The sequence below is a fragment of the Lacunisphaera limnophila genome, assembly GCF_001746835.1.
GTDB classification, from domain to species: domain Bacteria; phylum Verrucomicrobiota; class Verrucomicrobiia; order Opitutales; family Opitutaceae; genus Lacunisphaera; species Lacunisphaera limnophila.
The window spans coordinates 3,160,011-3,174,548 of sequence record NZ_CP016094.1; the positions used below are offsets into that span (position 1 = coordinate 3,160,011).

The following is a 14,538-nucleotide window of genomic DNA, read 5'->3' on the forward strand; positions in this document are numbered from 1 at the left end:
CTACGGCTGGCTGACGAAGACCAGGTAGAGATTTCCCGCAGTGAGGGCGGTGTTCTCGGTGTTGGCCCCGAGGGTCAGGCTTTCACCGGCGGCGGGAATGGTGCGGCGGAAGAGCGTCATGGGCTGGCCGAGGACGACGAGGGTACTGGTCGTCGGGTGGAAGAGTTTGGTCAGCCAAGCGGGGCGGGGGAGGCGGTCGTCGTGCGCGATCCACGCCGTGCTCGTGCCGGTCACGGCGAGCTCGATCAGGTCGACCGCGCTGTAGAGGGCATCGCGGTTGTCCCCCTGGATCCAATCGGCGCCTTGGAGTTCGGCCGGCAGAAGCGGGAACGGGGAGTCGACGTTCACGTAGGCGTTCTTGCCCTCGCGGGCGGCGATTTCGACATGGACGATGGAGGCGTTGGGACCGGTGTAGTTCAGGGTCTGGATGAATTTCCCGAGCATGGCCGGGCCGGGGCGATTTGCCGGGTCGGTGGCGGGGGCGACGATCGTGCGGGCCGGGGCCTGACCGAGGGCGAATACGGGAAGCGCGGGCAGGGCACCGGAATAGGGGAGTGATTCCACGGTGAGGGTGGCGGGCTTCAGTCCCTCCGCCCGGGCCGTCAGCGTGATGGTCCCGGCGGTGCGGCCGGCCCGCACGGCGACGCGGTTGATGCCGGCCTCGAGGTCGAGGAAGAGGTGGTTGATGGAGTCGGTCTTGCCGCTGTTGTACCCACCGCGCCAAGTCGCGGGGCCGGTCACTTCGAAGTCGGCGCGCTGCTGGAAGGTCGGCACGCGTTGGCCTTGCGCGTCCACGGCCTTAACGTCGAACAGGGCGACGGCGGCGCCGTCGGCGACGAGGCCGCTGGGGTCGGTGAGGGCCGTGAGACGCAGGGCCACCGCCGGTCCGGCCGTGTGCTTCACCGTGGTGGCAACGACCCGGCCCTCGCGCGTGGCGACGGCCTTGAGTTCGCCGGGTTCGAAGGTCACGTCGGGAAAAGTGAACAAGTGGCGATCGGAAATGCGGCCGAGCCCGACGGAACGACCGTTGAGGAAGAGTTCGACGGCTTCCGCGTTGGACGCGACGTAGACGGATTTCTTGGTGCCGGCGGGATAGGACCAGTGGCCGATGAGATGCACCTGCGGATCGTCGCGGAACATCGCCTGGGTGACAAAATAGGCCTCCTTGGGCAGGCGCGCGCCGTCCACCTCGCCGCTGGCGCGGGCGACCTCGACGGCGACGCGGCCGCCGCTGGTGGAATCGGAGAAAATCCAGTTGGCGCCGCCGGCGTGCTCCGGGGCGCCGAGCTTCTTGACGTAGTGGCCGACCTGGTTGGCGGCGAACTGCTCGGAGGTGAGCTGGTAAGTCTGACCCTTGGCCTCGGGGTAGCCGAAGTTCGGCGGCGAGAATTCGTCCCAGACACGGCGAGGGGATTCCTCGCGGTTGTATTCGCCCTCGACGACGGCCAGACGGGCGATCTCGCGGCCGCCCTCGGTACCGATGCCGACGTCCATGAATTCGGCGGTGATCGCATCCGCCCGGCGGTGGGCATAGGCGCGGCCGCCGTGGGGATCGTATTGATCCATCAAGGCGCGGAGCTCGGCGGCGTGTTCGCGCGACACCTTCTGGTTGCCGCCTTCCCAGATGAAGACGGACGGATTGTTGCGGTAGTAGATGAGGACGTCGCGGAAGTTGGCCACGCGCAGGGCCCAGGCGCCGCCGACGGTGTCGTGCTCGCCGTCGCCACCCGGTTGGAGGGCGATGATCCCGAGCCGGTCACCCGCCGTGATCTGCGCCGGACCGCCGGGCACGTGGCCCCAGCGGACGAAATTGCCGCCGGCTTCGCGCATCAGGTTCATCGTGTAGAATTGGAGCCAATCGGGCAGGGCGGCACCGAGGCCCGGCCACTCGTTGGTGGCCTTCTGGCCCCAGCCGTGGAGCTTCAGGGGGGCGCCGTTGACGAAGAGACCGACGCCAGCGTCCCAGCGGATGTGCCGGATGCCAAGTGGAACTTCGGTCGAGTCGAGGACCTGGCCGCGCCACAGGAGTTTGAGGGCGACGCGATAGAGATGAGGGTAAGCCGGCTCCCAGAGGCGGGGATTGGCCAGTGTGGTGCCCAGCTTGACCTTCACGTGGCCGCCGGCCGGGAGCACGACACGCACGGCCTCGCGGAACACGGATTTGCCGTCGGCATCGAGGATCTCGGCGCGAATCTCGCCGTCGGCGGCGGTCAGGCCGTCGTTGCGGACCGGGACTTCCAAACCGACTTGGGCGGATTTTTCGGTGATGCCGGTCGCGTAGGCGTAGGGGCCCTCGGTCTGGAGGAAGCTGTAAAGCGGGAGCTCGAAGTGCAGCGGGTCGGTGACGATGAGCCGGACGTTGCGGTAGATACCGCCGTGCGCGGGGTGCCAGTGCGGGTTGTTCCAGGGGATCTGGTCGGCCTGCAGTTCGTCGAGGGTCGCGGGAATCTTCTCCATCAGTTCCCGCGAGAGCTGGGCCAGGTTGGGGTGGGTGGCCGAGGTCGTGGCAGCCTGCGGGGCGAGCTTGGGATCGAGCGGATCCTTCATGAAGCGGTTGTCCGCCATCACGGCGAGCACGTTGGCGGCGCCGATTTTCAGGTGCGGCGTGAGGTCGAAGCCGAACGGGGTGAAACCGCCCTTCGCCGTGCCGAGGAGGTGGCCGTTCAGGTAAACCTCGGCGACCTGGCGCACGGCCTCGAACTCGATGAAGACCTTTTTCCCCTCCCACGCGGCGGGGGCGGTGAAGGTTTTCCGGTACCAGGTGCGGCCGCTCCACTGTTCCTGCTCGCCGCGGTGGCCCGGCAGGGACCAGTTGTCGAAGGTGTCGGTGTCGTTGTAGGTGTGGGGAGCCGAGACGGGGGCCCAGCTGGCATCATCAAAACCGGGCGCGGCGGCACCGGCGGGATCGGCCTTCAGGAATTTCCAGTCCGGATTGAAATTGAGGGTCTGGCGGCCGTCGGCCAGGGCCAGGCCGGCCAGCAACACGAAGAGCAGGGGTAGTCTCATGCAGGCGCCAAAGTTGGAGGCAGACCGTGCGGTCACGAGAAAAAACGGGGTGGGGCGCGTAAGCGGCGGGGGACCTGATCGGACCGGGCCGTCTACCGCTTCTTCTTCCCGGTGTGCTCGATGTTGAGGTAGGTCTTCGCGAGCATCTGGGATTCGTAGAACTCGACGAGGCGCACGCCCTCGCGGGGCTTGATGAGGTCCTTCTTCGTGGCGTGGTCGATCTGCTGCTTGATGCGGCGGCAGAGTTCCTCCCACTGGTATTGCACGCCCTCGATGACGTCGGAGATGCGCGAGCCGGCGAGGGCCTCCTCGATGTAGTAGCCGTTAGGTTCGTCGTCCTCGAGGAAGACATGGACCTCGTTGACGCGCCCGAAGAGGTTGTGGAGGTCGCCCATGATGTCCTGGTAGGCGCCGGTGAGGTAGATGCCGAGGTAGTACGGCTGGCCGGCCTTGAGCGGATGGAGCGTGATGTAGTCCTTCACGTCCTGCAGGTCGATGAAGCGGTCCACCTTGCCGTCGGAGTCGCAGGTGATGTCTACGAGCACGGCGTTGACGGTGGGCTTCTCCTTGAGGCGGTGGAGCGGGGTGATGGGGAAGAGCTGCTTGAGCGCCCAGCTGTCGAGGAGGGATTGGAAGACGGAGAAGTTGCAGACGTACTGGTCGGCGAGGAGCTTCTTCAGCTCGTGGAGTTCCTCGGGCTGGTAGCCGGCCTTGTCGCTCTCCTTGTCGATCTGCTCGCAGATCTGCCAGAAGATCTGCTCGGCGGCGGCGCGGTTCTCGAGGTCGAGGTAGCCCAGGTTGAAGAGGGAGAAGGCCTCCTCCTTCTTCTGGAGGGCGTCGTGGAAGCGCTCGAGCCGGCCGAGGCGGGCCTTGTTTTTCAGGAGCACGGCGAGATCGTCCACGATCTTGTGGCGCGACTTGGGCTGGTGCTGCTTGCCGAGGGACTCGTGCTTGTTGATGCGCTCAAAGACCTCGACGACCAGCATGGAGTGGGGGGCGGCGACGGCGCGGCCGGACTCGGTGACGATGTCGGGGACCTTGACGCCGGAGGCCTCGCAGATCTCGCGGATGTTGAACACGACGTCGCGGGCGTATTCGCCCACGGTGTAGTTCATCGAGGATTCGAAATTCGTGCGCGAGCCGTCGTAGTCGATGCCCAGCCCGCCGCCGACGTCGAGGAAACCCATGGGGAACCCCATCTTGGCCAGCTGGCAGTAGAAGCGCGCGGCCTCGGTGACGGCGGCCTTGATCGTGATGATGTTGGGCACCTGCGAGCCGATGTGAAAGTGCACCAGGCGCAGGCTGCTCTGCATTTTGGCGGCGCGGAGCTTCTCGACGGCGAAGAGGATCTCGGCGGTGTTAAGGCCGAACTTGGCGTTGTCGCCGGTGGAGGAGGCCCACTTGCCCTCGCCGCGGGTCTGGAGCTTCACGCGGAAGCCGAGCATGGGCTTCACCCCGGTCTCCTTGGCGATCTCGATGATGCTGTCGACCTCGGAGAGCTGCTCGACCACGATGATGATCTTCTTGCCCAACTTGCGGCCGAGGAGGGCGAGCCGCATGTAGTCTTTGTCCTTGTAGCCGTTGCAGATGATGAGGCGCTGGCCACCCTCATGCATGCCGAGGGCGATCATGAGCTCGGGCTTCGAGCCGGCCTCGAGGCCGTAGTTGAAGTCCTTGCCGGCGGAAACCACCTCGTCGACGACCTCGCGCAGCTGGTTGACCTTGATGGGGAAGACCCCGCGGTATTCGCCCTTGTAGCCCTCTTCCTTGATGGCCTTGCGGAACACCTCGTTGAGCTGGGTGACCCGGTGGCGGAGGGTGTCCTGCATGCGGATGACCAGGGGGGCCTTGAGGCCCATGCTGGCGGCCTCCTCGACCACGTCCATGAGGCGGACGGCGCGGCCGTCGGAGAGGGGCTGGACTTGCACAAACCCCTCGGAATCCACGGAAAAGTGGTTGGCGCCCCAGCGCTTGAAACCGTAGTGTTCTTCGGACTGGGCGGCGGACCAGTTTGATGCGGATTTGGTCTTCAATTTTACAGGGCGACGAACGGGTGGGGGTTAGGCTTGCTTTTTAAAATCGGGCTGGGCTTAGTCGCCCTTTTCAAATTTTTCAAAACACCCGAAGACGCAATGACTAAGTTCCACCTGTTCCTCGCCCAAGCCACCGCTCCCGCCCCCTCCGGCGCCTCCGCCCTCATGCAGTTCCTGCCCCTGGTGCTCATGTTCGCGGCCATGTATTTCCTGCTGATCGCCCCCCAGCGCAAGAAGCAGAAGGCGCACGAGAAGATGCTCACCGAGCTCCAGTCGGGCGACGAAGTCGTCACCGCCGGCGGCATCTACGGCGTCATCACCCAGGTCAAGGACGACCGCTTCGTGATCCGCATCGGGTCCGACAACGCCAAGGTCGAGGTCGGCAAGGGCTTCATCAGCGCCCTCGTCAAGAAGGCCTGAGTCCGTTTTCCTGTCTGCTTTGCGCGGCCCGCGGGCCGCGCCCCATACCCCTTTAACAACCAACAACCATGTTCCGTCAAAATCTGTGGAAACTGACCCTGTGCGCCATCATCGTGCTGTGGGCGGCGTTCAACCTTATTCCGCTGAAGGACCAACCCTTCGGTGATTACGTCAAGGCGGAGGCCGAGGCCAAGCCCACGCAGTTCACCACGCTGATGACCCGCGTGGCCGAGCGCGTGAAGTCCGGCCAGGCCTCCAGCACCTTCGTGGCGCTCAAGCAGATCGGCCGCGAGGACAAGATCGACCTCTCCGAGTTCTTCCCGCAGATTCGCCTCGAGGAGTCGCTCAAGAACGTCGAGAAGCGCAACGAGCTGCTCCTGAATGAGCTCCTCCGCCGGTCCAAGGGCCGCCTCCAACTCGGCCTCGACCTCAAGGGCGGCGTCGCCTTCACCCTCGAGGTGGATGAAACCCTCGCCGTGGAGGAGCCGGACTACGCCCGGACCGAGAAGCTGAACAAGGCCATCGAGATCATCGGCAACCGCGTGAACGGCCTCGGCGTCTCCGAGCCCATCATCCGCGCCGTCGGCACCAACCGCATCGAGGTCCAACTCGCCGGTGTCACCACCACCGACAACCCCGAGGTCCTCAGCAGCCTGCGCAAGCCCGCCCGGCTCGATTTCCGGATGGTCCATCCCTTTGCCGCGCCGCCGATGGAGGCCCCGCCGGGCTTCACGGCCATGACGCTTGAGCAGGAAACCCGCACCGGCGAGACCTTCGCCGAGGAGCTTTACGTCAAGCGCATCCCCGAGATGACCGGCGAGGCTGTGTCGGATTCCTACCCGATCATGGACGAGTTCGGCCGCTTCAAGATCATCCTGCGCTTCACCGCCGAGGGCTCCACGCAGTTCGCCCAGGTCACGAAGGCGATCGCCGACGAGGGCCAGCGCACCGGCCGCCGCGGCCGCCTGGCCATCGTGCTCGACGACAAGCTCTACTCCGCCCCCGGCGTCGAGAAGGAGATCAACAGCGATTCCGCCGAGATTTCCGGCCAATTCTCCCAGCGCGAGGCCGTCGACCTGGCCAACGTGCTCAACAACCCCCTGGACATCCCCCTCGTGGTGAAGGAGCAGTACGAGGTCGGGCCCTCGCTCGCCCAGGATGCCATCGCCAGCGGCAAGCTCGCCTTCATCATCGGCACGAGCCTGACCGTGGGTTTCATCCTGCTGTTCTACACCTACGGCGGCATCGTCGCCGCGGTGGGCATGGGCATCAACGTGCTGATCGTCCTCGGCGTCATGGCCAGCATCGGCGCCACCCTCACGCTGCCCGGCATCGCCGGCATCGTGCTGACCCTCGCCATGTCGGTGGATTCCAACATCCTGATCTTCGAGCGCATGCGCGAAGAGCTGAAGCAGGGCAAGTCGCTGGCCACCGCTCTCGAGGCCGGCTTCGACAAGGCCTGGTCTGCCATCATCGACGGCAATCTCACCACCCTGATCACCGCCGCGATCATGATCGTGCTCGGCACCGGCGCGGTGAAGGGCTTCGGCGTCACGCTCACCATCGGCATCTTCACCACGATGTTCGCCGCGGTCGTCGTCTCCAAGCTGATGCTCGAGTTCCTGGTCCACGGCAACGTGATCAAGAAGCTCCCGATGTTCTCGGTCCTGCAGAACACGAACTACGATTTCCTCAAGAAGGCCAAGATCGCCTTCATCGGCTCCTGGCTCCTGATCGCCGTCGGTGTCATCACCGTCGCGGTGAAGGGCAAGGATGTCTACGGCATCGATTTCCTCGGCGGTGACACCGTCGCGCTCTCGTTTGCCAAGCCGGTCGAGGTCGGTGCGCTCCGCGCCGCCGCCCAGGCCGCCGGGTTCAAGGAGGTCAACCCGGTCTACCAGAAGCCGATCGGCTCCGACCGGACCCTGCTCAAGATCACCACTCCGTTTGACCAAGCCGCCCCGCTCGTGGAAAAGCTCCAGCAGGCCTTCCCTGAATCCCAGTTCAAGAACGAGGGCGTCACCCGCATCGGTGCCTCGGTCGGCGAGGAGATCCAGTGGAACGCCCTCAAGGCCGTCTTCTGGGCCCTCGTGCTCATCCTGATCTACGTGGCGTTCCGCTTTGAGTTTGGCTATGGCATGGGCGCGGTCGTCTCGACGATTCACGACGTGGTCATGACCATCGGCGTCTTCGTGCTCTTTGACCGGCAGTTCAACGCCTCCATGGTCGCGGCCATCCTGCTCGTGATGGGTTACTCCATCAACGACACCATCGTGGTGTTCGACCGCATCCGCGAGGAGCTGAAGCTGAACCCGACGGGCACGCTGCGCGAGATCATCAATCGCTCGCTCAACCTCACGCTCTCCCGCACGATCATCACTGGCGGCACCACGCTGCTCACGGCGCTCACGCTCATCTTCGTGACGAGCGGCGACGTGAACGACATCGCGCTCACGCTGCTCATCGGCGTGGTCACCGGCACGTTCTCCTCGCTCTTCATCGCCAGCCCGATCTTCTACTGGTGGCACAAGGGTGACCGGAAGCACGTGGAGGCGCACCACGACATCGCGCCCAAGTACGACTGGGCCGGCTCCTCCCGCGCATCTGAGTAAGGGGCGGTTTCGCCACCCATGCGCTGGAATTACACGCCGGTCCACGCCGAAAGCGTGGGGGCCCTCGCGCGCAGCCTGGGCACGACCCCGGTCGTGGCCGAGCTGTTGCTGCGCGCCGGGGTACCGGAGGCCGGGGCCGTGCGCTTCCTGCAGCCGACCCTCGCCAGCCTCGGCGATCCGTTTCTGGTGGTGAACCTGGAGCGGGCCGTGGACCGACTGCTGCTGGCGCTGCAGCGCCATGAGCGGGTGACCGTGCTGGGGGATTACGACGTGGATGGGGTGTGTAGCACCTCGATCCTGGTCTGCCTGCTGCGCCGGCTGGGGCTGACGCCCGCCTACCTGGTGCCCCGCCGCGCCGAGGAGGGTTACGGCCTGAGCGCCACCGCGATCGAGCGGGCGTTGGAGCAGGGCTGCCCGGACCTTTTCATCGCGCTGGACTGCGGCACCAACTCGGGCGCCGAGGTGGCCTTGCTCCGGTCGCGCGGCGCGGAGGTGATCATCGTGGATCACCACCGTTCGACCGAGCCTCCGGCCACCGATGCGATCCTGATCAACCCGCATGTCCACCCCGCGCCGGATGACGGGGCCTGGCACTACCTGTGCACCGTGGGCCTCGTTTTCAAGCTGGCCCACGGGCTGCTGAAGAAACTGCGGGCGGAGAACCACCCCGTGGCGCTGAGCATCGTGCTCAAGGACTACCTTGACCTGGTCGCGATGGGGACCATCGCGGACTTGGTCCCGCTGCACGGCGAGAACCGGATCTTTGCCCGCCACGGCCTGCGTGTACTGGCCGAGACCCGCCGGCCGGGGCTGATCGCGCTGATGCAGGTTTCCGGGCTGAAGACCGACCAGGGGCTGGTGCCGACCGATGTCTCTTTCCGGCTCGGGCCGCGCATCAACGCCAGCGGCCGCCTGGCGGACGCCGCGCTCTCCGTGGACCTGCTGCTCAGCGCCGACCCGGCCTTCTGCGATGCGACGGCGCGCCAGCTCGACGCGCTGAACCGCGAGCGGCAGGACATCGAGCGGCAGATCACGGAGCGCGCCGAGCGTTACGTGGAGGAGCATTTTCAAGCGGCCAGCGGACTCGTGCTGTTCGACGAGGCCTGGCATCCGGGCGTGGTCGGCATCGTGGCCGGACGGATTTCGCGCAAGTATCACCGGCCGGCCATCGTGCTGGGGAACGAGGGGGAGTTGGCCAAGGGCTCCGGGCGCGGGATCAACGGTTTCAACCTGGTCGAGATCCTGGCGGCCTGCGCGGACTGCCTCGATGGCTGGGGCGGGCACCCGATGGCGGTCGGCGTCGCGCTCAAGAAGGGGCGATTGGACGAGTTCCGTGCCCGGTTTGACGAGGTCATCCGCACCCGTTCGGACCAGGGGGCGGGGGAGCCCGGCCTGGAGCTGTCCGGTTGGCTCGACGCCACCGAGGTCACCGACCGGCTCATGGGCGAATTGGAGCAGCTGCATCCCTTCGGCATGGGCAATCCCGAGCCGGTCTTCGGCGTCCGCGGCCTCCGGTTGCGGAACCGCCCGGACGTGTTCAAGGAACAGCATTTCCGGTTTTCCGGCGAGGATGCCACCGGCCGCCGGATCAGCGGCGTCGCGTGGAAGCTCGCCGACCGCCTGCCGCCCGTCGGGCAACCGATCGAAATCGCGGTCCAGCTGAACTGGAACCACTACAATGGCCGCCGGACCCTGCAAATGGAGTTGCTAGATTGGCGGGTAGCCGGAACCTAGAAGTCTTTTCGTACCCCGCGCATGTTCGAGACCCTCCTCAAGTACTTCCAGCATTCGCCGCTATCCTTGTGGGGGCCCTTCATCGTCCTACTCCTCTGCGGTCTCGGTCTGCCGGTGCCGGAGGATGTGGTGCTGGTAGCAGCCGGCGCCCTGGGAGAGATTGATGGCCGGAGCTGGATCGAAGTCAGTCTCCTGATGTACGCCGGCGTGATGATCGGCGATTCGAGCATTTTCATCGCCGGGCGCTATTTTGGCTCGCAACTGCGCACGGCGCGTTGGTTTCAGCGCTATTTCTCCGCGAAGAAGCAGGCGAAGGTGGAGGACCTCTTCGACCGTTACCATTCCTGGGTGCTCTTCGTCGGCCGTTTCCTGCCCGGGTTGCGCGCCCCGATCTTCTTCACCGCCGGGTCCACGCGGGTCAAATTCTGGAAGTTCTTCTTTTTCGACGGCCTGGCGGCGCTGATCAGCGTGCCGTTCTTTGTCTGGCTGGGACACTGGCTGTGGGCCAAGTTCAAGGACGACATCGCCCAACTCGACCGCGCGCTTTCGCAGACGCAGACCTACACGATGATTGTGGCCGGCGTGATTCTCGTGGTCGTGGTCACGCTCGTGGTCCGCAAGATCCGCGAGCTGCGGACGAAGTGGGACGAGTGAGGCGGCGCCCGCGCGGGCCAGCGAACGTCCCCTCTGGTGCGTCCGCCCGCGGGGGTTGAACCCGGCCTTTCACCTTCGCCCAGCCTACGGTGGACAGGCCGGACGGGTTGATCGGATGCGCGAAGGAAGAAACTGGTCCGGCGGCCCGGTGCCACCTCGGCCAACACAGGCGCGAGTGCTTCGCCTGACTTCCCGCACCCGGGCAAAATAAAGGCCGCTCACCCCTGAGCGGCCTTTTTATTTCTAATGTTACCCTAACACCAAACAAACCTTTGAACACTAAGTCAGACGTGCCCCGGACCGTATCGTTCAAAGATTATTGGATTCCGACAAAATGACCCCCGGCCGGGTCAGCGGCTCCGCTCAATCGGTCGGCTTGAGCGTGAGGCGGATCGTGCCGGGCGGGCAGGCGTGGGTGGTGCGCGTGCCGTCAGGCCAGACCACCTCGAGGCGGGTCGGGGATTGGCCGGGCGCGTAGCAGAAGAACGCAACCGGCTCGGATTGAGAGAGATAACCGGAGCCAGCGGCGAGTTCGATGACTTGGGCCCGCCCCTCGGCATAGTGGGCGGTGACCCGCCCGCCGATGCCGGCGGGGTTGCCGGGCTGGCCGGTGAGTTCGACCCGGAAGCTGCGGCCGTTGGGGGCGGTGCGGGGGTTCAGCGCCATGACCGTGGCATTGGTCCGCGTAATCAGGAGGCCGGGCCGGCCATCCTGGTCCCAGTCGGCGAGGGCCACGCTCCGGCCTTCGCCGGCGAGGGCGATCCCGCTTTCCTGGGCGGGGGCGGCCCGGAAGCCGCCCTGGCCGTCACCGATGAGCAGGAGGCTGATGCCGCCGTCGTACCGGCCGGTTTCGACCTGCGGGCCGTGGAAATTCTGCACGGCCACGATGTCGAGCCAGCCGTCGCCGTTGAAATCCGCGGCGGCGGTGCCGAAGATGGGCGAGGTCTGGGCGAGGCGGGGGAAGGCGCGGAAGGTGTAGCGGCCGTGGCCGTCGTTGAGGAACACGCCGGAGGCCAGCTCGGTGGCGTGCAGTTGCAGCGACTCGCTGAGCTTTTCCGTGGGGTAGATCTCCGGCAGCAGCGCGGCGCCGAAATCGCGGAAGGTCGGGAATTTCGTGCGCAGGCTCGGCATGGCGCGGGAAGAACAGCTGCGGCCGCGGACCGGGTAGAGCCGGTCGCCCTCGTACTCGCTCTCGACGATCTCGTAGCGGCCGTTGCCCTCGAAGTCGCCGTAGTAGATGCTGGTCGGCCGGGCTTCACTGGCGTGGTATTTCGAATTCAGGCCCTGATTGCCCGCGATGTAGTCGAGGTGGCCGTCGTGGTTGACATCCGCGGCGGTGAGGGAATTCCACCAACCGGTGAGCTTCGCGAGCCCGGCGGCTTCCGTCGTCTCGCTGAATGCGCCGCGGCCTTCATTGTGGAACAGGCGCAGCGGCATCCACTCGCCCGCGAGGAGCAGGTCAACGTGGCCGTCGGCGTCGGCGTCGGTCCACAGGGCGGAGGTCACCAGGCCCGCCTGGCGCAGGGCGGGGCAGACGGTGTCCGTGACATCGACAAAGGCTCCGTCCCGGTTCTCGAGCAGGACGGACGGGGGCGTGCGCGGGTATTCGCCCGGCACGACGCGGCCGCCGATGAAGACATCGAGGTCGCCGTCGCGGTCGTAATCGCCGGCGGCCACGACGGACGAGCTCACGGCGGGGGCCGGGAACTGCGCGGCGCCCGCCGCGGTGAACCGGGCATGTCCCTTGTTCAGGTAGAGGCGGCTGCGCAGTAGGTCGCTGTCCTTGTCCGGCTCCGTGCTCCCGGCGGTCACGATCAGGTCCATCGTGCCGTTGCGGTCCACGTCGAGGAAGACGGCGGCCATGGCCTCGCGCTCGATGGTGTCGTCCCAGGGCTGCTGCTGGCGGGAGCGACGAAACCGTCCGGTGCCGTCATTCAGGTAGAGCCCTGACGCTTGGCCGGCGGCGCCGCAGAAGAACACGTCGGTGTGACCGTCGCCGTTGGCGTCCCCGAGGGCGAAGCCGCCGCCGAGGGTGTTCATGCGGTTGGGCAGCAGGGATTGCGCGGGGCGCCGCATGTCATTGAACACGCGTTCCTGGTTCAGGAAATCGAGCCCGAGGTCGGCGGCCTGGTCGGCCAGCAGGCCAGCGTCGGCGGGCCGGTGCGCGCGGGCCGCGTCGGGCGGGGCGGCGTCGGCGGGTTCGGTGAAGGTGTAGCGGCGGTTGGCGGCGAGCGGGCCGGTTTGCTGGACGAGACCGCCGGGCCAGCGGATTTCGAGGTCGGCGACGGTCTCGCTGGCGCCGAGGCCAAAGTGCAGGATGGGCTCGGAGGAGGAGAGGGCACCGCGCGCCACGGTGAGCCGGCGGGTTTGGCGGCCCTGGTCGGTCAGCGCGGTTACCTGTGCGCCGACGGCCTGGGCGTTCCCGCGGGTGCCGCGCAGGGCGATGACGAGGCGGTTCCCGGCCGGGCTGTCGTTGCGGTAGAGGCTGACCGTGTCCTCATAGTTGACGTAGACGAGGTCGAGGTCGCCGTCGCGATCGAAGTCGGCGAAGACCGAGCCGAAGCTCACGCTGGCGTGGGCGAGGCCCCAGTCCTGCTGCACCTTGGTGAAGCGAAGGTTGCCGTCGTTGCGGTAGGCGAGGTTGACGTCGCGCTGCGGGGGCTGCGCCTTCATCAGGGCGATGGCCTCGCGCGGGGTCTCGAATTTCTTGATCTGGTTGAGTAGGTCGGAATCGACGAAGGGGCGCACCATGCCGTTGGTGACGTGCAGGTCGACCCAGCCGTCGTTGTCGAGGTCCTCGAAGCGGGCGGACCAGGTCCAGTCGGTGCTGCCCAGGCCGGTCATCTTGGCGATCTCGAGGAAGCGGTCGGTGCCGGAGTTCAGGAAGACGGCGTTCTTCATGTACTGGGGCGTGGGCAGGGTGTCCATGTAGTCGACCAGGCCGCCCATGTCGCCCATCGCGACCTTGGATTTGAAATGCGTGGTGCCAGCCATCTCGGCGACGAGCAGGTCGGTCAGGCCGTCATTGTTGATGTCGGCGGCGTCGGCGCCCATGGAGAACCAGGTGGTATGCGGCAGGGCGGCCGCGAGCACATCGGCGAACGTGCCGTCGCCGTTGTTCCGATAGAGGTGATCGGGGGCGCTGAAGTCGTTCGCGATGTAGAGATCGGCCCAGCCGTCATCGTTGCTGTCGAACCACGTCGCGGAATGGCCGCGTCCGGCATCCAGGGCGAGGCCGGCGCGGGCGGTGATCTCCTCGAAGGTGCCGTCGCCGCGGTTGCGGTACAGGTAATCGCGTTCGCCGTCGCCGGAACGGTCGACGTCGAGCACGTTGGTGACGACAAAGAGGTCCAGGTGGCCGTCACGGTCGTAGTCCTCGAACGCGCCGACGACGCTGCCGGAAACGAGCGCGATGCCCGCGGCGGCGGCGGCCTCGCGGAAGCGGCCGTGGCCATCATTGAGATAAAGCAGGTTGGGGGCGTTGAACCGGCAGACGTAGAGGTCGAGGTCGCCGTCGTTGTCGATATCGGCGAGGGTGGATCCCGTCTTCCAGCCGATGCCGTCGGCGGCGGCCGGCCCGGCGACGCCCGCGGCGGCCGTGATGTCGATGAACTTGAACGGCGCCACCTGGCGGAAGAGCTGGCTCGGCTTCGTCTTGTTGGCCACGAAGAGGTCGGTCAGTCCATCGCCATCGATGTCGCCGGCGGCCAGGCCGCTGCCGATGGCGCCCCCTTGGAACTCGGTGTAGCGCGCGCCCCACATCGCGGGGTCGTCATAGGGATTCTCCACCGCCAGGCCGGATTCGGCGGCGGGGATCGCCGTGAAGGTCATCTTGGCGGAGCCGCCGCTTCGCGCGGCCAAGGGCTCGCCGGACGGCGGGGGTGTCGCGAGGGCGGCAAAGCCGGACAATGCGGCGGTGAGGACAAGGCACGGGAGGAACGCGGAACCTTTCATAGAGGCAGGGAGGGTTGGTGGGGTCGCGCCGGCGGGAGACGCATGGCGCAGCCGGATTATCGCCGATGCCGGCGGGCGGCGGCTGCGCAGAATTTGGTCAGGGGCGTGCAGACCTTGAGGGCGGT

General features: G+C 66.5%; 7 protein-coding genes. 4 read left to right on the forward strand and 3 right to left on the reverse strand.

The annotated features are described in order from the left end of the window. A complete protein-coding gene (locus Verru16B_RS13220; protein ID WP_069962722.1) occupies positions 1 to 3,006 on the reverse strand; it encodes a glycoside hydrolase family 2 protein in 3,006 nt (1,001 codons plus the stop codon). Positions 3,007 to 3,098: 92 nt separating this feature from the next. Continuing rightward, positions 3,099 to 5,039: a biosynthetic arginine decarboxylase gene (gene speA, locus Verru16B_RS13225; RefSeq protein ID WP_069962723.1), complete on the reverse strand. Its 1,941-nt coding sequence runs from the start codon at positions 5,037 to 5,039 to the stop codon at positions 3,099 to 3,101. 99 nt (positions 5,040 to 5,138) lie between these two features. On the opposite strand from speA, the gene yajC reads away from it, so the two are divergent. The 4 genes from yajC (at position 5,139) to Verru16B_RS13245 (ending at position 10,459) form a co-directional block, all read left to right on the forward strand. After that, a complete protein-coding gene (yajC, locus tag Verru16B_RS13230; protein ID WP_069963749.1) occupies positions 5,139 to 5,459 on the forward strand; it encodes a preprotein translocase subunit YajC in 321 nt (106 codons plus the stop codon). 68 nt (positions 5,460 to 5,527) lie between these two features. Further along, positions 5,528 to 8,071, forward strand: coding sequence for a protein translocase subunit SecDF (locus tag Verru16B_RS13235; RefSeq protein WP_069962724.1), 2,544 nt, complete (start codon positions 5,528 to 5,530; stop codon positions 8,069 to 8,071). 18 nt (positions 8,072 to 8,089) lie between these two features. Beyond that, positions 8,090 to 9,805: a single-stranded-DNA-specific exonuclease RecJ gene (recJ, locus tag Verru16B_RS13240; protein WP_069962725.1), complete on the forward strand. Its 1,716-nt coding sequence runs from the start codon at positions 8,090 to 8,092 to the stop codon at positions 9,803 to 9,805. Between the two features lie 21 nt (positions 9,806 to 9,826). Further along, positions 9,827 to 10,459: a DedA family protein gene (locus tag Verru16B_RS13245; protein ID WP_069962726.1), complete on the forward strand. Its 633-nt coding sequence runs from the start codon at positions 9,827 to 9,829 to the stop codon at positions 10,457 to 10,459. Positions 10,460 to 10,822: 363 nt separating this feature from the next. On the opposite strand, the gene Verru16B_RS13250 is transcribed toward Verru16B_RS13245, so the two are convergent. After that, positions 10,823 to 14,413: a CRTAC1 family protein gene (locus Verru16B_RS13250; RefSeq protein WP_069962727.1), complete on the reverse strand. Its 3,591-nt coding sequence runs from the start codon at positions 14,411 to 14,413 to the stop codon at positions 10,823 to 10,825. Positions 14,414 to 14,538 lie beyond the last annotated feature (125 nt).